Here is a 23,492-nt window from a genome sequence, read left to right on the forward strand (position 1 = left end):
ATGAAAATGGGAGGCCACGTCACGCGATGGGGGCAGCGTGTCACTGTTTCTCCGGCACGACGGCGGCCGACTGGCACCGGGCTGGTTGAGGTACCTGACGGCCGTGGGCGTGGGCGCCGTGGCCCTGGGGTTAGCCGCCATGTGGACGTCCGGTCCCCTGGCGACGGGTATCGGCGCGGCATGTACGACCTTGTACACCTTGCTCGCGGAACGTCTGCAACCACAGCGCACTGCCTCGTCTGCGGGTCTCCTGCTGCGGACGTCGTCAGGGCGTCTGCCCAGGGTCGAGCAGCTGAGCCGTCCCGAACTCGCCGGCGTCCATCCGGCTGAGGAGCACGCCGGTCATCGCAGTGCGCCGCCCTACGTGGAACGCGACGCCGAGCCGCTGCTGCGTCAGGCCCTGCTGGGCGGTGGCTTCGTCATCGTCGTGGGCGAGTCGACCGCCGGCAAGACGCGGCTGGCCTATGAGGTTGTGCGGTCGTCGTTTCCTCGGCACGTGTTCGTCCGCCCCTTGGACAGAGGTGGGCTCGCCGCGGCAGCGGAGGCTGTGCGGCGGTGCCGCCGCGCCGTGTTGTGGCTGGATGATCTGGAGAACTATCTGGGGGCCGACGGGGTGACCGCAGCTATGTTGAACGGTCTCTTGGAGCGCAGACCGGGCCGTGTCGCCGTGCTGGCGACGATGCGGTCGCAGGAGTTACGCCGCTACGACGCCCGCGAGGAGAGCAGGCTGACCGGATCGGACCGGGATGCCTGGCGGGTGCAGCGCGATGTGCTGGCCTCGGCCGTGAAGGTCCGTTTGGAGCGCCGTTGGTCGACTGCGGAGCAGCAGCGTGCGGCGGCTCACCGAGGAGATCCGCGGATCAAGCTCGCTCTGCACAGTTGTGATCGGTTCGGGCTCGCAGAGATCATGGCCGCCGGCCCCGAGCTGCTGGCGGCGTGGCGAAACGCTTGGGCGCCGGGTGCCAACCCGCGGGGAGCGGCCATCGTCGCCGCGGCGGTGGACTGCCGCCGCTCGGGGCTGCGCAGGCCGGCGAGCCGGGAATGGCTCAGGGACCTGCACCTCCCCTACCTTGCCGAACGCGGCGGGCCCGATCTCCAGCCCGAGCCCTTCGACGAGGCGATGCTGTGGGCCTGCAAGGCCGCCTATGCCACGAGCGGGCTGCTGATGGGGAACTACAGCCAGGGCTACACCGCCTTCGACTATCTCCTGACCGCTCCTAATCTGCCTGCCGTACCGGACCATTTGTGGGACTCGCTGCTCTCCCGGGCAGAGCCGGCCGACGCCTACGACATGGGGCTTGTGGCCCATCAGGCGGGGCGGCTGCCGCGAGCGGCCGCGGCTCTCGAGCGCGCCCGCGAGGGCGGCGCAGCGGGCGCCGACTTCATGCTCGCGATTGTGGTGGGCGACCGTGGACGGCCGCTGCAGGCCTCGGAAGCTCTTCACGCCATCGTTCTGCGCAGACGGTCGGACCTCGGCCCCGCGCACCCCGAGACGCTGGCTGCCGTGCATCAGTGGGCGTTCTTCATAGGTGAGGCGGGCGAACCAGACCGTGCCGCTGCCGCCTTCACCCGCCTCGTGGCCGACACCACCGCGGCTCTGGGGACCGATCATCCCGACACTCTGGCGGCCCGGCATCAGCAGGCGTACTTCGCAGGCGAAGCCGGTGACACCACCTCAGCCGTCCGCCACCTGCAGAGCCTCCTTCAGGATCGGATACGGCACGAGGGCACCGATCACCCTCAGGTACTGGCCGTACGGCGCAGCCTCATCTGGTTCTCCAGCCTCGCGGGTGACCTGGCGGACAGCGAACGACAACTGCGTCTGCTCTTAGTGGATGCCGAACGCGTCCTGGGCCCCCAGGACGCCCACACCCTCGCCATACGCAGCACCCAGGCGGCCTTCGCCGCTCGCGCGGGACGCACCGACGAAGCGATCGCCGGGTTCACCCGGCTCGTGACCGAACGCAGCCGACTCCTGGGCCATGAGCACCCCCATGTCATACACAGTCGCATCCAGCGTGCTCAGGCGCTGCTGGCCGCCGATCATGAAGCCGAGGCGGCCGAAGAACTGTCCCGCATCCTTGACGACGCGCAGCTTGTCCTCGAGCCCACGCACCGCCATATCGCCCTCGCCCGCACCCTGCTGGCCCGGCTACAACGTTGACCTGCCCTTGGGACGGCAAAATTCGGCAAATCTCAACCCGTCGTGGGAGCCGACCTTCATCCCGTCTCGCTCGGCGATGGTCGGCCGGACGATACAGCCCGTCTCGCCTCCTGGGCTGTGGCAGTCCGGTGTGAACCGTCCGGACGAGAGCTGACCGCGGTCGCTGTCTCGGCTGTCGCACCGCCGGGTCAGGCGGACTTTCGGCGCCGGGGAGGCACAGTGGTCTTCTTCGCCGCCGTCTTCTTCGCCGCCGTCTTCTTCGCGGTCGTCTTCTTGGCGGCCACGGTCTTCTTCGTTGGCGCGGGCATCTCGTGCACGGTGGCCAGCCCGGCGCCGGTTTCACCGCGGGCCTCCTTCGCCTTCGCCACGGACGCCTGGAGTGCGGCCATGAGGTCGACTGCCGGCGCCGCCTCGGCCTCGCCGCCCGGGGCCAGCGCTGGGGCGCGGTGTTCGGCCTTCGCCTCGATCACCTCATACAGCGCCCACATGGGCCGCCCAGTCGCCTATCTGCCGGGGCTGAGGGGTGGACCAAGACCGGCCGCCGTACTGGACACGGCCGGCGCCCCCCGTCACAGTGGAGCGGGTACGGCCCCTACATCCGTCGTCTCCGAAGCCGACCTCGACACCTGGTGGGCTTCCCGTACGGCGCCGACACCGACTCGACCGCGCCGCGGAAGGAGCGAAGTCGTTCTGCGGCGGCTCCTGGACGGACGATGAGCGACTGACAGTGGCGTCATCGCGCCATCGCGTCTTTACGCAACCTATGGCGCTTGGCCGAGGGTTCGACGCTGCACCAGGATGACGCTCGCGACGCGGCCCCGGCGGCACGGGAGCCACGTCCGAACGGCAAGGGCCGGGCGTTGCCCTGGAGGCGCACGGTACGACGAGCGAAACCCCATCCCCCGCGCGCTCGTCGCAATCTGCGGCGCTCGCCCGGTCCTGCCGTCCTATCGCGAAGAGCGCACGGACGCCGCGGCACCCGCAGATCCGCTGCCTTCGACCACCGCCGAAGCGGCAGCGGGCCAACCGCGCACACCCTTCTCAGGCGGCCCGAATTTGCGGCGACGGTGACGATCCCGCTCACGCCGAGGCTGTGATGTCCACTCACACGTTGGCGCGAGCGTTCGGCTCTACGGGCCGATCGCCCGGCACTCACCTGCTAACCGAACGCGTGCACTGCGGGCTCTCCCGACGGATCAGGTCAGGGCGAGGCAACCAAATACCCCCCCGAGGGTATGCAGGTTCGGGAGGGCCCAATGTCCGCGTACACCACCACCTACAAGGTCGACGGCGTCAACAGCGCCCACTGCAAGGGTGTCGTCACCAAGGCCCTTGGCGCGATCGAAGGGGTCGAGGCCGTCGACATCACGATCGGCACTGGTCTCGTCACCGTCCCCAGCGCCACCGCGATCGACGGCACCGTCGTCGAGGAGACGGTCGAGGACGCCGGTTACGACTACCGCGGCCGCGCCTGACCCAGCACCTCACCAGCGAACCCAGAGGGGCGGACCAACCAGATCCGCCCCTCTTGCGTGCTCGTCGGGCCATGGCAGACCAACGCCCGCTGGCCCAAGCGGCGTGCGCTGCCTGTCGGCGCTCATCAGCCGTTTTAGTAGCTCGCACAGCCCACCGCCCGTCGACCCGCGTTCGTCCGCCACCCCGCCCGGCATCCCGTACACGGCGCACGGTTCACTATCGGATGGCGGTCCGCTCCCCGCCGCGTGAACACCAGGCCGCCCGGCGGTCAGCCCTCGACCAGGCGTCACGTACAGCCGCCGAACAACCCGACGACCTACCCAGACACCACCAACAGCACGAGGTGAAGCACGATGTCCCCCTCCTCGCCTCCCTCCCGCAGGCAGCGCACCCGCGCTCTCCTCGTTGCGGTCTCCGTCGCCGCCGGAACCGTCCTGCTCGCCGCATGCGGCCAGGACATCGCCGCTGACGGTGCCGCCGCCCAGGCCAAGGAGCCGCAGCCCGCACTGCACAGCCACATCCACGGGCTCGGAATCGACCCGGGAGACGGCCGTCTCTACGTGGCCACCCACGAGGGGCTCTACACCCCGGACGGCAAGGGCAGCCCGCAGCTCGTGGGAGACAGCCGGGACGACTTCATGGGCTTCACCGTGGCCGGCGCCAAGACCTTCCTGGCCAGCGGCCACCCGGCCCCAGGCAGCGACCAGCCCGGCAACCACGGGTTGATCAAGAGCACCGATGCCGGAAAGTCCTGGAAGGCCGCTTCCCTCCAGGGCGAGGCGGACTTCCACGCCCTGGAGCAGTCGAAGGGCGTCATCTACGGGTACGACAGCACCGGCGGCGTGCTGCGGGTGAGCAAGGACGGCGCGACCTGGCAGGATCGTGCCCGCCTGCAGGCCCTCGACTTCGCGGTGAACCCAACCGATCCAAGCCGGCTCGTCGCCACCACGACGGAGGGCGTCGCGCGCAGCACCGACGCAGGCGCGAGCTTCGGTCGCGGCCAGGGGCCGGGCATGGAGTTCCTCTCCTGGGCGTCGCCGCATTCCCTGTTCGGCGTCGACTTCACCGGTGCCCTGAGCGTCAGCTCGGACGGCGGAACGAACTGGACGAAGACGGCCGTGGTGCCTGGCGGTCAGCCCCAGGCTCTGACCGCCGTCGACGAGCAGCACATCCTCGCCGCCACCCAGGACGGCGTCTACGAGTCCCGGGACGCAGGGAAGACCTTCACCAAGCGCCTGTCCGTGGCGAGTGGCGATCACCACTGATGAATGCCTCTTCCTGGCGTGATCACGCCATCGCGTGTTAGCGCAATCGAATGCGCTTGTCGAGCGCAACCCACCCGCGTCAGGATGCTTCTCGCGGCTCGGGATCCGGTGCCCCGGCCGGGTGACGCCTCGTGTTCGCACGTACGCCTGCGGCATATCCCCCGCCCGGCGTACCTCACGGTGCTCGCCCGGTCCTTCGGCTTGTCGAGTCGCGACAGGATCGGGTGTCCCCGGGAGGGCGAGGCAGAATGCCGGAGAGGCGGAGCACGGTTGGCGGTGACGGCGTTCCCATCAGCTCGTTCGTAGCCCTGGGGGACAGCTTCACCGAGGGGCTCGGCGACGAGACGCCCGACGGCGCTCTCCTGGGGTGGGCCGACCGCCTCGCCGATCTACTGGCCCGCCGCTCGCCGGCGCCCCTCCACTACGCCAATCTCGCCGTTCGGGGCCGGGTCATCGACGAGATCGTCAACGAGCAGGTGCCGCAGGTGGCCGGAGTGACCCCGGATCTGGTGAGTTTCTGCGCCGGCGGCAACGACATTTTACGGCTGGGCAGTTCCGTGGACCGCATCGCGGAGCGGTTCGAGGAGGCGATCGTCGAGCTCGGCGGCAGCGCGAAGACAGTGCTCGTGTTCACCGGGTTCGATCCCCGGAACACACCCGTACTGCGCCGGCTGCGCGGAAAGATCGCCACCTACACGGCACACATCCACGCCATCGCGGACCGGCAAGGCTGCCTGGTCGTCGACCTCTGGTCGATGAAGGCCCTCCAGCATCCCCGCGCGTGGAGCGATGACCGACTGCACCTGTCACCCGAAGGGCATCGGCAGGTCGCACTACGAGCCGCCGAGGTTCTGGGGCTGGGCCCGGTACGGAGCGCGCCCGCTCCCGACACACCGCAGGCGCGCGTACGGCAGCCCCAGAGACTCGAAGACCTTCGCTGGGCGAAGGAGCACTTCCTTCCCTGGCTCGGCCAGCACTTGCTCGGCAGAGCCTCCCACGAGCCCCTGGAGCCGAAGCGGCCGGAACTGCTGCCTTTGTAGCTCCGCAGTGCCCTGGTGTACTCGCGGTCAGCCCTCTTCCCAGTACGGCAAGGCCGAGAGCTCCACCATCCGCAAGTTCCAGCGGCCGTTCCGCCCGGTGAGGTGCACTGCCGCCAGAGGCGGCACATTGATCCGCCAGAACAGCGCTCGCGGCATGCCTAGCGCAACCGTCGCGCGCACCATCGACTGGTCAGCGACGGCAAGCACCGCCCGGCATCAGCAGGCAAGCCGTCGAGCCAGACGGCGACCCGGTCGCAGACCTGCGACACGGACTCGCCGCCATGCGGTACCGCTTCCCGCGGCGGGGGCCAGTGGTCAGCAGGACCAGCGACGGCCACGACGACATGGCCATCCTCGCCCTCCGTACCCCCCACGAGTGAACGAGCGGATGGCCGGATGCCAGCCTGGTCTCTTTCTCTCTCGGGAGTGAAGTTCTGATTTGGTCGGCCGCCATGGTCGCCGTCGAACGTGTGCAAAGCGGTGCCCACTACACCACCGACGTCGGCCGCCGGCGCGGGCATCGGCCTGCCCAGCGCCTGGCTGACCCACCGCGCCCCGCGCCTGATCCTGCGTTCACTGGCTCTAGCCGCTCGACACCGAGCGCGTCAGCGGAGGTGGCGCGGCTCCTTGCCGACCGCCCTTCTTGCACGCGCTTGACGCCGCCGCGAACCGGCGGGCCGAGCGGTGTGCTGATCCGGTCCGTTCGGGGTACACGCGTGCCCAGTGGTGGGGTCACTGCGCGGCCTCGTGTTCATACGGATCAGGAACCCTACGGAGGTGATCGTCGTGTCGACCATGCAGCCGCCCCCTGCTGGCGGCCGTACCCCGCACCGCGCCGATGAGCCGGTGAGCGAGCTGGTGCAGCGTGCCTCGCAGCAGCTGACGGAGCTGGTGCGCGGTGAGCTGCGGCTGGCGCAGGCGGAGATGAAGGAGAAGGGCAAGCGCTACGGCAAGGGCGGCGGCCTGTTCGGCGGCGCCGGCATCGTGGGCTTCCTGATGCTGCAGGCGCTGGTGGCCACCGCCATTGCCGCCCTCGCGGTGGTGCTGCCGGTGTGGGCCGCGGCGCTGATCGTCACCGCGGTGCTGGGTGTGATCGCCGCGGTGATGGCCATGAGTGGAAAGAAGCAGGTCGACCAGGCTGCGCCGCCTACGCCCGAGGAGACGGTCGAGAGCGTGAAGGCCGACGTGGCAGAGATCAAGGAGAGTGCTCAGCGATGACCCAGCCACCCCACGACGAGCCCACCGCCTCCGGCACGGAGGAGCTGCGTGAGCAGGTCGAGCACACCCGCGAGGAGCTCGGGCAGACGGTCGAGGCACTGGCGGCCAAGACCGACGTCAAGGCCCGCGCCCAGGAGAAGGCCGCCGAAGTCAAGGACCAGGCCGCGGCCAAGGCCGGGGAGCTGAAGGAGCAGGCCGCTCTGAAGACGGAGGAGCTGAAGGCGAAGGCTGCCGGCCTGGCCCACCAGGCGCAGGACCGGCTGCCCGACCCGGTCAAGAGCAAGGCCGCCCAGGCTGCCGAGCAAGCCCGGGCGAAGGCGGCTCAGGCCGGTCAGCTGTGGCAGGAGAAGGCGCCTGAGCCGGTGCGACACACGACGTCCAAGGGAGTGCGCCTAGCGCGGGACAACCGCGGCATGCTGCTGGCCGCGGCGGGAGCGCTCGCGGTGTGGCTGGTCTGCCGCCGGAAGGGGTGAGCAACCGTGAAGGCATCGAAGATCGCCTACAAGCCCGTCGGTCTGGCGCTCGGGGCCGTCAGCGGTATGGCCGCGGGCGCGTTGTTCAAGCAGGCGTGGAAGATGCTCGGCCACGACGAGAACGCCCCCGACGCCACCGACGAAGACCGCTCCTGGCGCGAGGTGCTCCTCGCCGCCACCCTGCAAGGTGCGATCTTCGCCGCGGTCAAAGCAGCCGTCGACCGCGCCGGCGCCACCGCGACCCGCTCCCTGACCGGAACCTGGCCCGGCTGACAGGCGAAAGGGCGAGACGGGAGGGCCATGACGACGCGGATACTGGCCCTCCCGCCGATGGGCGACCCGCAACCGAAGGACGCCGACAGCCATGACCGGTCAGCGCGCAGCGGCCGCGCTACCGCCGCGGCAGTCGTCACCACGGTCCTGATCGCCCGGGCCGCCGTCATCCACCAGGGCAGCCGAGCACACCGCCCCGAGCCGTTCACCCGCCGCGCCGCCGCAGCGACCGGACCACACCGTCTTCACACCCGCGTGCCGACGACGCCTTTCGCCCCGTGCGGGAGGCGGAGCGGCATGTCCACCGCTGCTGGCAGCACCTGCGGTCGCGGGTGGACCCGCCGGAGTGACTCGCCCGGGACAGGCGAGATCGGACGTGTGCCGACTGATGGTCGCGCCGGTCAGCCACCCGCTCGCTGCCTGTGCTCGCAGACGCGGAGCTGTGCCGACGCACTCCGTCGACGGCAGCTGAGCCGACGACCAGGACGAGGGCTACGGCGTCCTGACACTCCTGGCGAGTTGCCTACGTCGTTCGTAGAGGGCTTCCGGAGTGGCATTGCGCACGAGCCCGATCCAGCTGACGCTCAAGACGGGCGTCGTCTCCGGCGCGCACCGCGTCGACGACGCCCGCGATTCGGCGGCCAACGCAGCGATGAGGCGCAGCGGGCGTCGCCACGTGGCCGGGACCATGGATGCGGCCCAGACGCGTCGCGGGCCTCTCATGTCCTACCTGCGAGAACACGCTGCGGCGTCCACACAACAGACTCCCGCGACTCCTGGGACGATGGATCTCATGGAGCCGCTTCCGATTCCTTGCCCAGCGGGCCGCATCCCCGACGCGAGCGGCTCGGGCGGGTTCCAGGCCGCGTACCGGGCGGCTCAGGAGCAGCGGGCGGTGTTCGTCGTGCTGGAGCGCGAGGGGCCCCGGTGGAGGATCAAGGCCGACACGCTCACCGCCCCCGAGCTCACCGTCGACCCGAGCGTGTACGAGGCGCTACGTGACGCAATCGTCCGGCTGATCGACGATCGAGAGATCCGCCCTGACTCTTACGCGGGCCCGGTCTACTTCGTGCTGCACGACGTCGGCAGCGAGTCGCGGGCGCGTGAGCTTGCCGCTGCGCTGCACGCAGCCCTCTACGGCGACCTCGAACCCCTGGCCCTTGCCGTCCCTTCCAGGTCGTGAGGCCGCGTGACCGCCGGATTCGGCCGGACATCGGCGCGGTACAGCTTGCCCACGAGGGTGCTCCCGCCTCACCCAGGTTCCTCGCGCAGCACTGTCCAAAGGTGTCTCCCGCGTCTGAAGGTCACGGTGCCGTCGGCTGCGGCTGGAACCGGTCAGGTGGGCCGCCCGCACGTGGACCACAACCTGGCCCGGCGAACTCGCCACCGACGACATCGGCCTCCCGCTGCAGGACTCCGTCGACGCGCTCGCCGACCAACACCCCAGCGACGGCCCTGACGACTTGGCCATCCTCGCCCTCCGCACCCCCGACGAGTGAACGAGCGATCGCCCTGCGTCTGCGAGTCCTGTTCCTCCGCCGGGATTGATGTCCGGCTTTGGGGGCATCCGAGGGTGTCAGCGCAGAGGGACATGCGGGATGGGGCGAGGTCGAGTGGCAGACGTGGACCGGACGACTCCCGACCACGGTCAGAGGAGGCCGGTGTTCGCCGTGGTGGAGAGCGGCGAGCACATAGCCCGGGCCCGTGCGCTGGCCCGCTCGTTCCTGACCGAGCTCCAGGCGAGGTGCGGGCTGCGGGAGCAGGTGCGGGGCTCGGTCGAGGTGAGCGAGCTGGTCACCAACGCCCGCAGGCACGCGCCGGGCCCCTGCCTGCTCACCCTCGCGCGCAGGCACGGCGGTATCGCCGTGGCAGTCTGGGATGGCGGTTCCTCGCTAACCACCATCGGCCCTCGGGACCCCTCGCGGATCGGCCGGCACGGACTGGAAGTGGTCACAGCCCTCAGCCGCAGCTTCGAAATCCACCGCGAAACCACCGGCAAGCGGATCACCGCCGTCGTTCCCCTCACCGATCACTCTGACGGCATCTCCGCCGCACACCGCACGACCTGACACAGCGCCACGCCGTTCGCCCATGTCCGGCCCCACGCCGCCTCCCGGCCCGTTACCGTGCCCCACACGAGCTCGCCCCGCGCCCACACACGCCCCGGGCGCGGGGCGCCGGGGGTCCCTGCCGCGTCGGTGCGGCAGGGACCCCGCCCCGACCATCCCATCGCCCACGGCCTGGCCTCCACGCCATGGCCAGCCAAGACACCGTGATCAAGATGGCGCCGGCCCGGACGTGCCGCCCCACGGGCTCAGTCGTGCATTGTCGTCTGTGTCCCATCCGGTGTCGCGGTCGTCGTCGCGAGGTCGTTCGCCTCATCCTCGGTCAGCTCGCACGCGTCATCCCTGACGCGCGGACGCCGAGTGGCGGGAGTCGAGCTCGATGACGAGGCCTGCAGAAGCGGCGTGCACGTCACCATGTCCGCGCGCCCATACCTGCCCTTGCCGTCGGGGACTACCGGCGGCCGCATCCCGATAGGCCCGGCATTCAGCACCGGAACGGTCCGGGCGAAGTCCAGGACCGCCGCCGTCAACGCCTTGGTGACCTGCGGACTCGGACCCTGATCCGGCCGCCGTCGGACCGCCGCAGAATCAGAGCTCTTGATCTTCTGGGCATGAGCGGGCTGATGCCGCGCCGACCAGTTGTCAGGGCATCTGCCGCGTAGCACTGTCGCCTCCGCGGCGGGGTCAGTTGGTGCCGAGCATCTCCCGCATCTGCGTGATCTCCGCCTTCTGGGCGGTGATGATGTCGTCGGCGAGTTCCTTGGCAGGGCCGTAGGTGCCTTCCTTCTTCTCGGTCTCGGCCATGGTGATGGCGCCTTCGTGGTGCTTGATCATCTGGGTCAGGAACATGGTGTCGAAGGCTTTGCCGGAGGCGCCTCGCATGTCGTTCATCTGCTGGTCGTTCATCATGCCGGGCATGGACGAGGCGTCGCCGTGGTCCATCCCGTCCATGCCGTCCATGCCCTGGGGGACCTCTTCGCCCCAGGCCGTCAGCCAGGCGGACATCGTGGCGATTTCCGGCTCCTGGGCCTTCTTGATCTCCTCGGCGAGGGTCTTGACGTCGCTGGAGGAGGCCCGGGTCTCGGCCATGTCGGCCATCATGACGGCTTGGCGGTGGTGCGGGATCATGCCCTGCGCGAAGTCGACGTCCGCCTGGTTGTGCTCGCCCGCTGGGACCGAGACGGACGTCGTGGGGCTTGGAGAGGTGGCGGCAGAGCCGTTGCCGTCGTCACCGCAGCGGCCAGGAAGAACGCGGAGGCGGCAAGGGCTGCGGCGGCCAGGGCGGTACGGCGGTGCAGGGAGCGGGTGGTCGTCATGCGGTGACTCCTCGGATCGCAGGGGATCAGGACCTACGTGTACGCGCTGGACAGCACCAGCTGGCGGGTGCCACGCCGCCGAGGGATGCGCTCGTCATGACGGCCGTCTGGTGCGGGCCGGGGTGATGGCGCGGCGGAAGTGCGGTGGTGGCGAGGGTGAGTCCGGCCAGCCAGGCCAGGGCGCTGAGCAGGAGGCGGGTTCCATGTCTGCCCTTGCCTCGTCCCAGGTGTTCGCGGCCCCGCACCGCCGCCGTGAACGAAAAAGAACATCGCCTGCCTCGACGCGCAGAACGCCCAGAAGGACTCCGAGGCCAAGGTCACCGCCGCCGAGGGAGCCCTCGATCGAGCCCGAGCCGACCGCGCCAAGGTCGGCCCCACGCGGCGGTGGGGCGGTCATGTCTGAGCAGTACGCCCTTTGGGATACGGCCCAGAAGCACGACCCGGCGGCGACTGCGGACGCTGCGGTGAAGTTTGCCGACGCCGTCGCCAAGGCAGTCACCGACTACAAGGTCGACGGCACACTCGCCGTCCTTACGCGGCCCGAGCCCTGCCGGGGCGCGGGCCCGGCACTTTCGTGCTTCCATCCGGCCGCATGCCGAACGGTTACCTCGGCGCCTTCGGGCCCGTCGTGATCATGACGGAGTTCGCGCGAGGAGGCCGCGACCAGCTTCTGCTTCCGGTCGATCCGCGTTCCCCACAGGGACAGCAGCAGCGACCCCGGCCGTACCAGCACGATCGCGAGGAGCACCGCCACGTAGCCACCGACGGAGAGGTCGCCGAAGAGCTGCGGGGTCAGGAGCGCACCGAAGACGAGGAGTGCCGCGAACTTGGCGATCTCGGCAAGCGACTCCCCGAGCGGCTCGAACGCCTTCCGGGACTCCGGCGACACGGCTGCCAGGACCGCGCCCGCGGAGAACGCCGCCAGGTACGGGTTGGCGTGCGTGAGGTGGCAGGCGGCGTAGAGGATGACGCCGGTCGTGAGCGGCAGCAGTGGCTGGAGCTTGGGCTCGGCGCCCAGAAGCCGGAACCGTACGAGTCCGTTGACGAGCAGCGGGAGCAGCACGCCGAAGGCCAGGCCGAGACCGAGCTCAAGGGCGATCTTCCCGAAGGACGCCTCGGCGTGGGCGGAGGTCGGCCCTGCGGCGGCGATGAGGATCAGTACGACGGGCAGGGCGAGGCCGTCGTTGATCCCGCTCTCGACGTTCAGCAGCTCGCGCAGCCGGGCCGGGACCTCCTTGCGGCCCACGATGGCGGAGGCGAAGACCGGGTCTGTCGGTGCCAGGACCGCGCCCACGAGGAACGAGGTCGTCCAGTCCAGCCCCACAAGGTAGTGGGTGATCAGCGCCATGCCGACGCAGGCGAGCGGCATGCCCAGGCCCAACGCTCGTGCCGGGTTACGCCAGTTGGCGCGCAGCTTCGCGAAGGAGACGTGCATGCCGTCGGTGAACAGCACGGCGAAGAGGGCCAGGTCCGCTGTGACCGACACGATCTCGCTGTCGGGCGAGGTGTGGATGAGCCCAAGGAACCCATCGCTGACCAGCGCCCCACCGAGCAGAAAGAGCAGCGACGTGGACAGTACGGTCCGGGCCGCGAGTCCGGACAGCAGGACGGCGACGAGCAGTGCGGCCCCGAAGACGGCAACGAGCACCATGGCAGGTATCCCCCGATCGGCACAGAGACGTGTCCTCTGTTCGCCGACCAGGCTTCCCGGCACTCCGCAACGGAACTTACAGGTTGCATATACGGCATTGACAGGTCCTTGACGCGCAACCGGTGACCGGGAACTCTGCCGAACGTCGGCAGTTTCGCCGGGCCGCCCATGCCCCACTGCCGGGCGGGCACCGCTAGGAGTCGGGCACGAGCGAGATCATCAGGACGACCGCCCACAGCACGATCCACACGATGTGGAACACGGCGGTGGCGTCACGGACGCCCTCTGTGATCACCGATTGCTGCCCGCGACGCTGGCCTGGCAGATGTCGGGGTGCCGTCGGCGTTGTCGTCGCGTTCCTCCGCCTCGTACAGGCGCTTGTAGGCGCCGTGGCGGCGGCGCAGGAGGAGAGCGGCGAGCGTGGCGGCGGTGACGGAACCGAGGAGGACGGCGGCCTTGACGTGCTCGGTCTCGGTGGGGTCGGCGAAGGAGAGTTGACCGAGCAGCAGGGCGACGGTGAAGCCGATGCTGCGAGGACGGCCAGGCCGAAGACGTCCGCCCAAGCGTCCGGCGCGGAGGAGTCTCACCAGACGGCTCTGAACTGCAGCAACACGCCTGTCACCCTGGCCCCTCGCGCCGTGGCACCCTTGATCGCCGCGCCAGGAACCCGTCAAGGCGCGACTGGACGTCCGGGGAGGGGCCGCCATGGAGCGCGAGACAGCCGAGGGATACCTGGAGGGGTACGCCGAGCTCCTGGCCGACCTCTGCGCCACCGGCAGACGGCCGACCCGCGAGGAACTGGAGAGGCTGCGCTCCCGGGGCGAGCGGGCCGCCGAGGCTGGGCACGGGCTCCGCCACCTCGTTCGCTCCCACCTCGCCGCCGCGCGCTGGGCCCAGGCCGGCCTCTCACGCGACGCCGATGCGGACCGTCTCCTGGCTGCCGTCGAGCTGTCGATAGACGCGTTCGCCGAGGGCCACGAACGAGCCCAGCGCATGGCCGTCCGCCAGGAGGAAGCGGCACGCCGGGAGTTCATCGACGACCTGCTGTACGGACGCAGCGACCTGGGTCGCCTGGCGGAGCGCGCCGAGCGCTTCGGGCTGCTGCTCTCCCGGGCGCACGCCGTGGCCGTGGCCCAGGGACCGGAACCGTACTCCGACGGCTACCCCGTCTCCCGCGGCATCGAGTCCTCGCTGCTGGCCCGCTTCGGTGCCCGCCGCATCCTGCTCACCACCAAGGACGGCCGGCTGATCTGTATCGCACCCGCCGACGAGCCGGACGTGCTCACGCACTTCGCCAAGCAGGCGTACGCCGCCACGGATGGCGGCCGGGTCGCGATCGGTCGTCCGCACCCCGGCGCCGGCGGAGTCGTCCACTCGTACGAGGAGGCCCTCAACGCCCTCGACCTCGCCGCCCGTATGGGTCTGGAAGGTCCGGTGCTGCACGCCTCGGATCTCCTGGTCTACCCGGTCCTCACCCGTGACCGGCAGGCCATGGCCGACCTCGTACACACGGTGCTCGGCCCCCTCCGCACAGCCCGGGGTGGTGCCCAGCCGCTCCTCGACACCCTTGCCGCGTACTTCGACGCCGGCTGCGTCACCACCGAGGCGGCCCGTCGCCTCTCCCTGAGCGTGCGCGCCGTCAGCTACCGGCTCGACCGCATCCACCGGATGACCGGCGCGGACCCGGCCGACCCGACCCAGCGCTACACGCTCCAGACCGCCGTCGTCGGAGCCCGCCTCCTCGGCTGGCCGGACCAGGAACTCTGAGCGGCGTCCAACCGGCCCAGACGGTCGTGCCGACAGGGGCAGTCCGAGGAGCCGCCATACCCGGATGCACAGAAGGATGTTGAACACGAGGAAGGCGAGCGCTGAACAGCGCCAAGAGCAGCAGCGTGACGGGCACGGCGGGACCTCGAGGGCGGGTGAATGGCCGTGCCGACCAGACTTCCCGGCTCACCGGCGCATGATCCTACGTGCGACGCCTCCACCGTGTCCGGCTCACGGCGTCACGACGACGGCATCAAGAGCGCGTAAAGGTTGCCGGGTACCGGCAGTGAATCGAAGCGGCAACCGATGGAACCATTCCTCCGACGGCAGACAGCGCATGGCGGCCGAAGGGACTGGGGCATGACGTGGTTTCTCGGTCTCGGCATCATCGGGCTTGCGCTGCTCGTCCTGTGCCTGGTTTTCGACGGGCTCCTTGACGGGGTACTGGACGGACTCGGCGGGGGGCTGGACGGGTTTCTGTCGTTGCCGGTGATCGCCGGGTTCGTGTCGGCCCTCGGGTTCACGGGGGCGATCACGATGGGGGTCACCGGTACGGGGGCGGGGGTCGCCACCGGTGCGGGCGCGGTCGCGGGGGTCGTCGTGGCCTGGCTGACAGGAAAGTTCAGCCAGGCACTGATGCGCGACGGTGCCGCGCCCGCGCCGAAGGGCGAGGACCTGAGCGGGAGCTCGGGGTCGGTCGTCACCGCCATTCCGGCGGACGGTTACGGCGAGGTGCTGCTGTACCTGGCCGGCCAGCCGGTCAAGTACGCGGCGAAGGCGGACCGCCCGGTTCCGCGCGGTGCCGAGGTGTGGGTCGAGTCGGTGCTCTCGCCGACGTCGGTCGCCGTCCGGCCGGTCGAGCGCTGACCGCGCCGTCCCGTCTCGTCCTGCTCTTTCTCTGTTCCGTTCTGATCGAAGGGGGTTCCGGCATGAGCCCTGTGCTCTTCTCCGTCCTCGGCATCGTCGTCCTCGTCGTGCTGCTCGGCCTCGTCGTCATCACCCGGTACAAGGTCGCCGGGCCCAGCGAGGCGTTCATCGTCACCGGCCGGCGTGGCAAGAAGTCCACCGACCCGGCCACGGGGCGGGTGTTCACCGACAACAGTGGCCAGAAGGTCGTGGTAGGCGGCGGTGTCTTCGTCGTGCCGTTCGTTCAGCAGAAGTTCAGCCTCGACCTGTCCAGCCGGCACATCCCGGTCGCCGTTCGCGGCGCGGTCACGCTGCGCGGGGTCAAGGCGAATCTGGAGGGCGTCGCGATCGTCAAGGTCGGCGGCACCGAGGACTCCATCCGGGCCGCCGCCCAGCGTTTCCTGATGCAGCAGGACGGAATCGTCGGCTTCACGCAGGAAGTGCTGTCCGGCGCGCTGCGCTCCATCGTGGGGCGGATGTCGGTCGAGGACATCATCCGCGACCGGGCCGCGTTCGCGGGCCAGGTCGCGGAGGAGGCCGAGGCCAGCCTGTCGGGGCAGGGACTGGTCCTCGACGCCTTCCAGATCCAGGACATCTCCACCGAGGGCTCCTACCTCGAGGACCTCGGCCGTCCGGAGGCCGCCCGCGCCAAGCAGGAGGCGGACATCGCCGAGGCCGTCGCCCGGCGGGCCGCCGAGCAGGCTCGGCTCAAGGCGGAGGAGGAGATCGCCGTCGCGCAGCGGACCCTCTACCTGAAGCAGGCCGAGATCAAGGCCCAGACCGACGAGGCCGCCGCCCAGGCCAACGCCGCCGGCCCGCTCGCCGAGGCCGACCGTCAGCAGCAGATCCTCGCCGAGCAGGAGAAGGTCGCCGAGCGCCAGGCCGCACTGACCGACCGCCAGCTCGACACCCAGGTCCGCAAGCCCGCCGACGCCGCCCGCTACCAGGCCGAGCAGGAGGCCGAGGCCCGCCGTATCGCCCGCGTCAAGCAGGCCGAAGCCGAGCGCCTGGCCGCGATCGCCGCCGCCGAGGCGGAGGCCGAGCGGGCCCGCCTGACCGGTGAGGGCGAGAAGCAGCGCCGCCAGGCACTCGCGGAGGCCGAGGCCATCGAGGGCGCAAAGCGCGGTGAGGCCGAGCGCGCCCGGCGGGCCGCCATCGCCGAGGCCGTCCGGCTGGAGGGCGACGCCGAGGCCGGCGCGATCGCCGCGAAGGGTGCCGCCGAGGCCGAGGCCATGCAGAAGCGGGCCGACGCCTTCGAGCGGTACGGCGACGCTGCCGTTCTGCAGATGCTCGTCGAGGTCCTGCCGCAGGTCGTCGGCAAGGCCGCCGAACCGCTCGCCGCCATCGACAAGATGACCGTCATCTCCACCGACGGCGCCGGCCGCCTGCCCCGTACGGTCGTCGACAACGTCACCCAGGGCATGGAACTGCTCAGCTCCACCACAGGAGTCGACTTGGCCGCCCTCCTCCAGGGCATCACCGCGAAGAAGGGCACAGGAGCCGAGCCGGCCGTGGCGCCGTCGGCGCAGGGTGCCCGGGTCGAGATCACCGACTGAATCACGAGACCGACAGGGAATCACTGACCAAGGGCTGCCCCGTGTGACCGGTCCTTGGTGCTCCCACCCGTCGGGCGGGAGCACGAGCCGGTTCGCGGACTCGTACGCCGGACTGCCCACGGCGTCGCCCCTGGGCAGTCCGGGACCAGGAACGTACCCTCGCCGCGTCACAAGGGGGGAGACGGTGAGAATGCCACACCAGCAGAACGCGGAGGCACGTACCGGCGGGCACATGGTCGTCTGCGGCGACGACGGGCTCGCGCACCGGCTCGCAGACGAGCTGCGGGATGTCTACCGTCAGCGGGTCGTCCTGATCGTCACGGAGGAGCGGGCCGAGGAACGACCCGCTGGGCAGGTCACGGCGTCGGCGGACACGACGAGTGGCGGCATGGTCGTGCCCGTACAGGTGATGACGGCACCAGCTCCCACGCGGGAGGCACTGCTGCGGGCCTGCGTCGACCGGGCGACCGCGCTCGCCCTGCTGTACGAGGACGATGAGACGAACCTGCGAGCCGCGCTCGCCGCCCGCCGGCTCAGCCCAGGTCTGCGGCTCGTGGTCCGCATGTACAACCGCAAGCTCGGCCAGCACCTTGAGGAGCTGCTCGACGAGGCGGCACTCGTGCGGTCCCCTGGCATGGACCGGGCCGTCCTCGACGCCTCCACGACCGTCCTGTCCGACGCGGACACCGCGGCACCGGCCCTCGCTGCCACCGTCATCGCCGACACGAGCAAGGTAGTCCAGGCCGACGGCGTGCTCCTGCGCGCCGCCGAACGCACCCCGCCTGGACGCGGCGAGGTACCCGACCCCGGCCTGTGCACCTTGGCGCTGCTCTCGTCCACCGAAGTCGACCCGGCGGGCACCGAAGGATCGGAGGCGAGTGGCCCGCAGGGCCCCGTCCTCCTGCCCGACGACCGGACCGTGGCGGGCAGCGCGGGACGTGGCAGCGTGGTTCTGGAGACCGTCCGGTACGCAGGTCCCGCCCTGCCCGCGCGGCACCTGACCCGACGTGGGGCACCGCTGCGCGAACTCTTCTCCGGCCGCCTGCGCTGGGCACTCGCCGGGATCGCCGCCTCCGTACTCGCCCTGACGCTCACCACGACCCTGCTCACCGACGCGGATCCGGTGCACGCCGCGTACATCACGCTGCTCGACCTGTTCTCCATCAACGACCCCGCGATCGACGCACCAGTCACCAACCAGGTCCTCCAGCTCCTCTCGGGCCTGGTCGGCCTCGCCCTGCTGCCTCTGCTCGTCGCCGGGGCCCTGGAGGCCCTGGGCACGTTCCGCACCGCGGGCAGCCTGCGGCGCCCGCCCCGGGGACTGTCCGGACATGTCGTGCTGCTCGGCCTCGGCAAGGTCGGCACCCGTGTCCTCGCCCGGCTGCGGGAACTCGACATCCCGGTCGTCTGCGTCGAGGAAGACCGCGAGGCCCGCGGCATCCCCCTCGCCCGGAGCCTTCACGTGCCGGTCGTCCTCGGGGACGTCACCGAAGAAGGCGTCCTGGAAGCCGCCGAGATCCACCGCGCGCACGCCCTGCTGGCCCTCACCAGCTCCGACACCACCAACCTGGAGGCAACGCTCCACGCCCGCACGGTCAAGCCGGATCTGCGCGTGTCCCTGCGCCTGTACGACGACGACTTCGCCACCGCCGTGTATCGCACCCTGCGCACGGCACACCCCGAGGCCCACACCCGCAGCCGCAGCGTCACCCACCTCGCCGCGCCCGCGTTCGCCGGCGCGATGATGGGCCGCCAGGTCCTCGGCGCGATGCCCGTCGAGCGCAAGGTCCTGCTGTTCGCCGCACTCCTCGTCGCCGGCCACCCGCAGTTCGAGGGTCGCACCGTCGCCGAATCCTTCCGTCCCGGCGCGTGGCGCGTCCTCGCGCTCGACACGGCTTCCCCCGGCGCCCGCCGCCCCGACCTCGCCACCGCCCGTCACGACGGCGAGCAGCCCCAACTACTGTGGGATCTCCATCCGGGCCACGTCCTGAGGCCCGAGGACCGTGTCGTCATCGCCGCCACGCGCCGCGGACTCGCCGAACTGCTGGGTCGACGACCGGCGGAGACGGGCCGCTGATCGACGTACGCGGCTGGTCTTCGTTCCCGAACACGCCGTCACTCGGCTGAACAGGTCGCCAAGCCAGCACAGTTCGCGGCCGTGAGGATCACGGCTCATGGCCGCTCGACTCTCCGCGAACAGCTCCGACCACGCCTCTCGTGCCCGGCCGAGGCACGAGCGAGGTTTCAGAGCGGGCGCCTGGTGTGGACCCGGTTCGGTGGCTCATGCATGGGGCGAGGGGTTGCGATTTCCCTGTCCAAGTCGCTTCCTACGTCAGTCATTGCGGCGTTGGGACGGTTGCGGGCGGGCAGGGTGCCGGTGATCCGCTTCGGCCGATCGGTTCGCCCGCCGTGCACGTCAGCGCCCTTTGACCGGCGGCCCCGGGTGCCGCCGAACGCGTGCGGTTGAAGAAGACGGCCTACGGCCACAAGCGCTCGCGTACGTCTGCAAGGCCCGGCGCAGCGGATTCGAGCCCGCCCGGCACTCAGAGATCACTGACGGGACGGCCCTTGATCGGCGGACCCGGGCGCCGTGCCGGGCGCACCCGGCACACGGATACGGCGGCCGGTCACCCGGCGCGGCGAGAGCGTCACCACGGTGTCCCGTCCATCCCCGGCCCACGGCTCCGAGTGGACGGCGCCCTTGATCCTCCGTACCGCGGCCTCGTCCGACACCGTTCGGGCCGGACCGACGAGGAGCACGCTCCACCCCTGACTGAAGGCTTCGTCCAGGCGATCCTCCTCGAAGGCGACTTCCGCACCGGACGCCGCGGTGCGCGCGAGGGACGAGTCCGCGGCGGTCAGGAAGACGATCTGCCCATTGAGGACCTGGTAGTTCACGGGGATCACCATGAGCCCGTCCCGTCCTTCGACGGCGATCCTGCCGACGCCGTGGTCGTCGAGCAGCTCCCAACACTCGGCCTCGTCGATCTCCTCCATCCGTGGCCGATACCCGGCGCGGCCTCCTCCCGGCGCGCGGTCCACCGTGGACCCTGTGAGATCCTGGACGGTGGTCTCCAGGGCGTTCGCGAGCCGAACCAGGAACTCGATTCCCGGAGTGGGAACCCGTTCCTCCACGTAGGCGATGAAGCTGGGCGTGGAGCCGGCCCGGTCGGCCACGTCCTCCCGGGACAGACCGAGTTGGGCGCGCCTTGCCGCGACGCGGCGGCCGAGGTCGCTCGTGGCGTGCTGGGCATGCCGGTCGGCTGTGTTCATCACGGCTCTCCTTCCGTGCTCTCGAGTCGCCGCCGGGGGTACGACGACGACGGGACACGTGGCGTGGTGACGGGAAGGTCAGGTGCGCGCCGCCGAGCGCGTTCGGCTGCGATGCCGACGATGTTCTCGGCGAGGATCTGGTCCGACGGACGGTCCGTGGCCGAGGCCGGCACGACTCCCTCGTACCGCTCCCACAGCGAGGCATGGACGATCCGCAGGGGAAACCCGTGCCGTACGGCTTCGTCGACTGCCCAGTCCGGTGCCGTGAGGCTGGGGGCGGACCCGTCGGCTCCTACCACCAGGGACTTCTCCATCGCGCCCACCGCCTTTCCAGGTCCTGAGGTGGCCTGCTGCCACGCTCGCACCGGGCTGGAGGAGCCGGGTAGGGCCGGTCGGCCCCAGTCTCGGTCCGCCCAGACCACTTTCCGCCCAGACCACTGGGGAGGCGGCGCGATGCCACGACATGAGGAGGGGCCCGTCCGCTTCTCGCGGGTCCTGATCGCGCGGTGCACGGCTGGAAGCCGCTTCCCCGCGTCCCTGGGGCGAGCCCCTCCTCCCGCGACGACCGTGGCCGTCACGGCCGCCCCGGCAGCCGGTGAGCCCGTGAACGGGTCGATCAGGTGGTGGCGATCGCTCACGCGTGTTGCCGAAAAGACGCTCGTACACGATCACAGCACGCACCACGACTCATCTCCTCAGGTACTTCCTTCTCAGGTCTCCGCTGCCGCTTCGATCGCCCGCAGCGCACCGCGCAGCCCTGAGGAGGGTGCCGAGGGCCCTGGCGTCCGCGACTGGTTCCACGACACGTTCCCGAAGGCCCACACCGGCACCCATGCCGCCGCGGCCTTCGACACCCGGGCAGACATGCGACGGGCGGGCGGCGCCGCCGGCGGCATCGCATGTCGGCTGCGCAGCCGCGGGTACGAGCTTGTCTCGGAGCCGTAGGGATTCATCATGGAGGACGCCGAAGGACCGCTGCGCGCCGGCGAACGTAAGCGCGCAAAGCGTGGGGCGCGGCTCTCCAGGTCGCGTGACTGATCCACGGAGGAATGCGGAACCAAAGGTCCTGCGTGCCGCCACAGCGGAACGCCAGAGGCATTGACGCGCCGCGCACGGGCCGACCAGGCCCCCGCGGGGGCCATCCGGCCCTCCTCGCGCCTCACCCAACGAGGCCAGACTGGGAGTGGACACCGCCCAGGAGGCCCCGATGAGCACACCTCCCCACCCACGACTCACAGCGGCCCTCCCCGCCTGTTCACGTGCGCCAGCCCGGTGGACTTCCCTGAAGAGACCCGGCTGTTCGAGGAAGGCGGGTACGCCGATCGGTTCTGGATCATCCGGACCGGGACGGTCTGGACGTCCATGTGCCCCGCGAGCCGCCCGCCGTGGTCGACAGTGTCAACGCCGGCGAGCTGCTCGGCTGGTCGTGGCGGTTCGAGCCGTACCGCTGGCATTTCGGCGCCGAGGCCATGACACGGGTCCGCGCGGCCGAGTTCGCCGCGGCAACCGCGCGCAGGTTGACGGACGCCGATCCGAGCTTCGGCTTCGCTCTGGACCATTCGTGGGACAGACGCTCGCCCACCGTCTCTATCTTCGCTCGTGCGCGGTTGTTGGATCTCTACGCCCCGCACGGGACCGGCCTGTAGATCCTCACCCTCTGGGAGAACGTGATGCCCGCCTCGCGCTACACCGTCAGCGACGTCATGACCCACACCGCCATCGCCATCGGGCGTGACGCGCCGTACAAGGAGATCGTCGCGCTCATGGACCAGTGGAAGGTGAGCGCCCTGCCCGTTCTGGAGGGGGAGGGACGGGTGATCGGGGTCGTGTCGGAGGCCGATCTGCTGCCGAAGGAGGAGTTCCGGCAGGTGGAGCCCCGCCCGGACGAGTTCGCCGCGGCGTCCAAGGCAGGAGCCGTACGGGCCGGGGAGCTCATGTCCAGCCCGGCCGTCACCGTCCATCCCGACGCGACGCTCGCCGAAGCGGCACGGATCATGGCGACGCGGAGGGTGAAGCGCCTGCCCGTCGTCAACGGCGTCGGCATGTTGGAGGGTGTGGTCAGCCGGAGCGATCTGCTGAAGGTGTTCCTTCGTACGGACGCCGAGATCGAAGAGGACATCCGCCAGTCCGTCCTCGGCGAGCCGGCCGCCACCGCGGAGCTGGACGTGACGGTCACGGACGGGGTGGCCACGATCCGTGGGGCGCTCTCCGACCGGTCGGTGGTGCCGCTGGTCGCCCGCGCCGTGCGGGCCGTGGAGGGCGTCGTCGACGTCCGGATGGATCTCGGCGCCCCTTGAGACGCTCTGTTGACGGACAATCCTTGTGGGGGCGGGTACGGACCCACCGACCGCAGGGAACGCCATGACCGGTCTGCCGACAGCCGCCACAGCCACGCGGGTGTTCCTCGTCGACGATCACGAGGTCGTCCGCCGCGGCATCCGTGACCTGATCAACGACGAGCCCGACCTGGAGGTGGTCGGCGAGGCCTCGACCGCGGAGCAGGCACTGGCCAGGGGTCCCGCCCTGCGGCCGGACGTGGCGGTTCTCGACGTACGGCTGCCGGACGGCGACGGCATCTCGGTGTGCCGGGAGCTCCGCTCCCGGATGCCCGAGCTGGCATGCCTGATGCTGACCTCGTTCGACGACGAGGACGCCCTCCTCGACGCCATCATGGCCGGCGCGGCCGGCTACGTCCTCAAGCAGATCAAGGGCTCCGACCTCGTCTCGGCGGTACGGACCGTGGCCACCGGGCAGTCGATGCTGGACCCGGCGACGACCGCCCGGCTGATGCACTCGCTCCGCGACCCCGAGGCCGCGAAGCCACCGGAGGACGAACGGCTCACCGGACTGTCCGAGCGGGAGCGGTCCGTACTCGACCTGATCGGCGAAGGCCTCACCAACCGGCAGATCGCCAAGCGCCTCTACCTGTCGGAGAAGACCGTCAAGAACCACATCTCCCGGCTGCTCGGCAAGCTCGGCGTCGAACGCCGCGTACAGGCCGCCGTCATCGCCGCGCAGGTCCACGAGCACGACGTTGAGGAGACGTAG

The 23,492-nt window shown here is 70.5% G+C and carries 22 protein-coding genes; 16 read left to right on the forward strand and 6 right to left on the reverse strand.

From position 1 onward, the window contains the following. Nucleotides 1-37: 37 nt before the first annotated feature. Nucleotides 38-2,164: a hypothetical protein gene (locus tag ACFVGS_RS08265; RefSeq protein WP_384414418.1), complete on the forward strand. Its 2,127-nt coding sequence runs from the start codon at nucleotides 38-40 to the stop codon at nucleotides 2,162-2,164. Nucleotides 2,165-2,352: 188 nt separating this feature from the next. On the opposite strand, the gene ACFVGS_RS08270 is transcribed toward ACFVGS_RS08265, so the two are convergent. Further along, nucleotides 2,353-2,652: a hypothetical protein gene (locus ACFVGS_RS08270; protein WP_385691576.1), complete on the reverse strand. Its 300-nt coding sequence runs from the start codon at nucleotides 2,650-2,652 to the stop codon at nucleotides 2,353-2,355. Nucleotides 2,653-3,420: 768 nt separating this feature from the next. Here ACFVGS_RS08270 and ACFVGS_RS08275 point away from each other — a divergent pair. The 8 genes from ACFVGS_RS08275 to ACFVGS_RS08310 all read left to right on the forward strand — a co-directional run bounded on the left by ACFVGS_RS08275 (nucleotide 3,421) and on the right by ACFVGS_RS08310 (nucleotide 9,978). Continuing rightward, complete coding sequence (locus ACFVGS_RS08275; RefSeq protein ID WP_385691579.1) at nucleotides 3,421-3,639, forward strand: heavy-metal-associated domain-containing protein; 219 nt, start codon at nucleotides 3,421-3,423, stop codon at nucleotides 3,637-3,639. Nucleotides 3,640-3,993: 354 nt separating this feature from the next. Next, nucleotides 3,994-4,905 carry a F510_1955 family glycosylhydrolase gene (locus tag ACFVGS_RS08280; protein ID WP_385691582.1) on the forward strand — a complete coding sequence of 304 codons (912 nt, stop codon included), beginning with the start codon at nucleotides 3,994-3,996 and terminating at the stop codon, nucleotides 4,903-4,905. A 248-nt stretch (nucleotides 4,906-5,153) separates the two neighbouring features. After that, entirely contained in the window at nucleotides 5,154-5,945 is a 792-nt protein-coding gene (locus ACFVGS_RS08285) for an SGNH/GDSL hydrolase family protein (protein WP_385691585.1), read from the forward strand. Nucleotides 5,946-6,740: 795 nt separating this feature from the next. Further along, the gene (locus tag ACFVGS_RS08290) at nucleotides 6,741-7,163 is read left to right on the forward strand and encodes a phage holin family protein (RefSeq protein ID WP_384414475.1); all 423 of its coding nucleotides are present in this window, start codon (nucleotides 6,741-6,743) and stop codon (nucleotides 7,161-7,163) included. Further along, nucleotides 7,160-7,636, forward strand: coding sequence for a DUF3618 domain-containing protein (locus ACFVGS_RS08295; RefSeq protein ID WP_385691588.1), 477 nt, complete (start codon nucleotides 7,160-7,162; stop codon nucleotides 7,634-7,636). The genes ACFVGS_RS08290 and ACFVGS_RS08295 overlap by 4 nt, the downstream gene beginning before the upstream one ends. Nucleotides 7,637-7,642: 6 nt before the next feature. Then, nucleotides 7,643-7,909, forward strand: a complete 267-nt coding sequence (locus ACFVGS_RS08300; RefSeq protein WP_384414402.1) for a DUF4235 domain-containing protein — start codon at nucleotides 7,643-7,645, stop codon at nucleotides 7,907-7,909. A gap of 550 nt (nucleotides 7,910-8,459) precedes the next feature. After that, entirely contained in the window at nucleotides 8,460-9,092 is a 633-nt protein-coding gene (locus ACFVGS_RS08305; RefSeq protein WP_385691591.1) for a hypothetical protein, read from the forward strand. 478 nt (nucleotides 9,093-9,570) lie between these two features. Continuing rightward, nucleotides 9,571-9,978 (forward strand): ATP-binding protein, encoded by a 408-nt coding sequence (locus tag ACFVGS_RS08310; protein WP_385691594.1) that lies wholly within the window; start codon nucleotides 9,571-9,573, stop codon nucleotides 9,976-9,978. A gap of 681 nt (nucleotides 9,979-10,659) precedes the next feature. On the opposite strand, the gene ACFVGS_RS08315 is transcribed toward ACFVGS_RS08310, so the two are convergent. From ACFVGS_RS08315 to ACFVGS_RS08325, 3 genes are all read right to left on the reverse strand, one after another. Beyond that, the gene (locus tag ACFVGS_RS08315) at nucleotides 10,660-11,064 is read right to left on the reverse strand and encodes a DUF305 domain-containing protein (protein WP_385691597.1); all 405 of its coding nucleotides are present in this window, start codon (nucleotides 11,062-11,064) and stop codon (nucleotides 10,660-10,662) included. A 729-nt stretch (nucleotides 11,065-11,793) separates the two neighbouring features. Then, a complete protein-coding gene (locus ACFVGS_RS08320) occupies nucleotides 11,794-12,942 on the reverse strand; it encodes a cation:proton antiporter (RefSeq protein ID WP_385691600.1) in 1,149 nt (382 codons plus the stop codon). A gap of 272 nt (nucleotides 12,943-13,214) precedes the next feature. After that, entirely contained in the window at nucleotides 13,215-13,505 is a 291-nt protein-coding gene (locus ACFVGS_RS08325) for a Na+/H+ antiporter NhaA (protein WP_385691603.1), read from the reverse strand. 142 nt (nucleotides 13,506-13,647) lie between these two features. Here ACFVGS_RS08325 and ACFVGS_RS08330 point away from each other — a divergent pair, with 142 nt between their 5' ends. From ACFVGS_RS08330 to ACFVGS_RS08345, 4 genes are all read left to right on the forward strand, one after another. Next, nucleotides 13,648-14,709: a PucR family transcriptional regulator gene (locus ACFVGS_RS08330; protein ID WP_385691606.1), complete on the forward strand. Its 1,062-nt coding sequence runs from the start codon at nucleotides 13,648-13,650 to the stop codon at nucleotides 14,707-14,709. Nucleotides 14,710-15,069: 360 nt separating this feature from the next. Next, on the forward strand, nucleotides 15,070-15,576 hold the full coding sequence (locus ACFVGS_RS08335; protein ID WP_385691609.1) for a hypothetical protein: 507 nt from the start codon (nucleotides 15,070-15,072) through the stop codon (nucleotides 15,574-15,576). Nucleotides 15,577-15,638: 62 nt separating this feature from the next. Further along, nucleotides 15,639-17,171 (forward strand): SPFH domain-containing protein, encoded by a 1,533-nt coding sequence (locus ACFVGS_RS08340; RefSeq protein ID WP_384414385.1) that lies wholly within the window; start codon nucleotides 15,639-15,641, stop codon nucleotides 17,169-17,171. A gap of 232 nt (nucleotides 17,172-17,403) precedes the next feature. Then, nucleotides 17,404-19,248, forward strand: a complete 1,845-nt coding sequence (locus ACFVGS_RS08345; protein ID WP_385691930.1) for an NAD-binding protein — start codon at nucleotides 17,404-17,406, stop codon at nucleotides 19,246-19,248. Nucleotides 19,249-19,721: 473 nt separating this feature from the next. Here the strand turns inward: ACFVGS_RS08345 and ACFVGS_RS08350 are convergent, their stop codons facing one another. Continuing rightward, nucleotides 19,722-20,444, reverse strand: a complete 723-nt coding sequence (locus ACFVGS_RS08350; protein WP_385691612.1) for a helix-turn-helix domain-containing protein — start codon at nucleotides 20,442-20,444, stop codon at nucleotides 19,722-19,724. Then, the gene (locus ACFVGS_RS08355; protein WP_385691615.1) at nucleotides 20,444-20,758 is read right to left on the reverse strand and encodes a universal stress protein; all 315 of its coding nucleotides are present in this window, start codon (nucleotides 20,756-20,758) and stop codon (nucleotides 20,444-20,446) included. The genes ACFVGS_RS08350 and ACFVGS_RS08355 overlap by 1 nt, the downstream gene beginning before the upstream one ends. Nucleotides 20,759-21,829: 1,071 nt before the next feature. Between ACFVGS_RS08355 and ACFVGS_RS08360 the strand changes: the two genes are divergently transcribed. From ACFVGS_RS08360 to ACFVGS_RS08370, 3 genes are all read left to right on the forward strand, one after another. Then, nucleotides 21,830-22,090, forward strand: a complete 261-nt coding sequence (locus ACFVGS_RS08360) for a hypothetical protein (protein ID WP_385691618.1) — start codon at nucleotides 21,830-21,832, stop codon at nucleotides 22,088-22,090. A 24-nt stretch (nucleotides 22,091-22,114) separates the two neighbouring features. Next, the gene (locus tag ACFVGS_RS08365) at nucleotides 22,115-22,741 is read left to right on the forward strand and encodes a CBS domain-containing protein (protein ID WP_385691620.1); all 627 of its coding nucleotides are present in this window, start codon (nucleotides 22,115-22,117) and stop codon (nucleotides 22,739-22,741) included. A gap of 64 nt (nucleotides 22,742-22,805) precedes the next feature. Then, nucleotides 22,806-23,492 (forward strand): response regulator, encoded by a 687-nt coding sequence (locus ACFVGS_RS08370; RefSeq protein WP_385691623.1) that lies wholly within the window; start codon nucleotides 22,806-22,808, stop codon nucleotides 23,490-23,492.

The sequence above is a fragment of the Streptomyces sp. NPDC127114 genome (genome assembly GCF_042677525.1).
Taxonomy (GTDB): Bacteria; Actinomycetota; Actinomycetes; order Streptomycetales; family Streptomycetaceae; genus Streptomyces.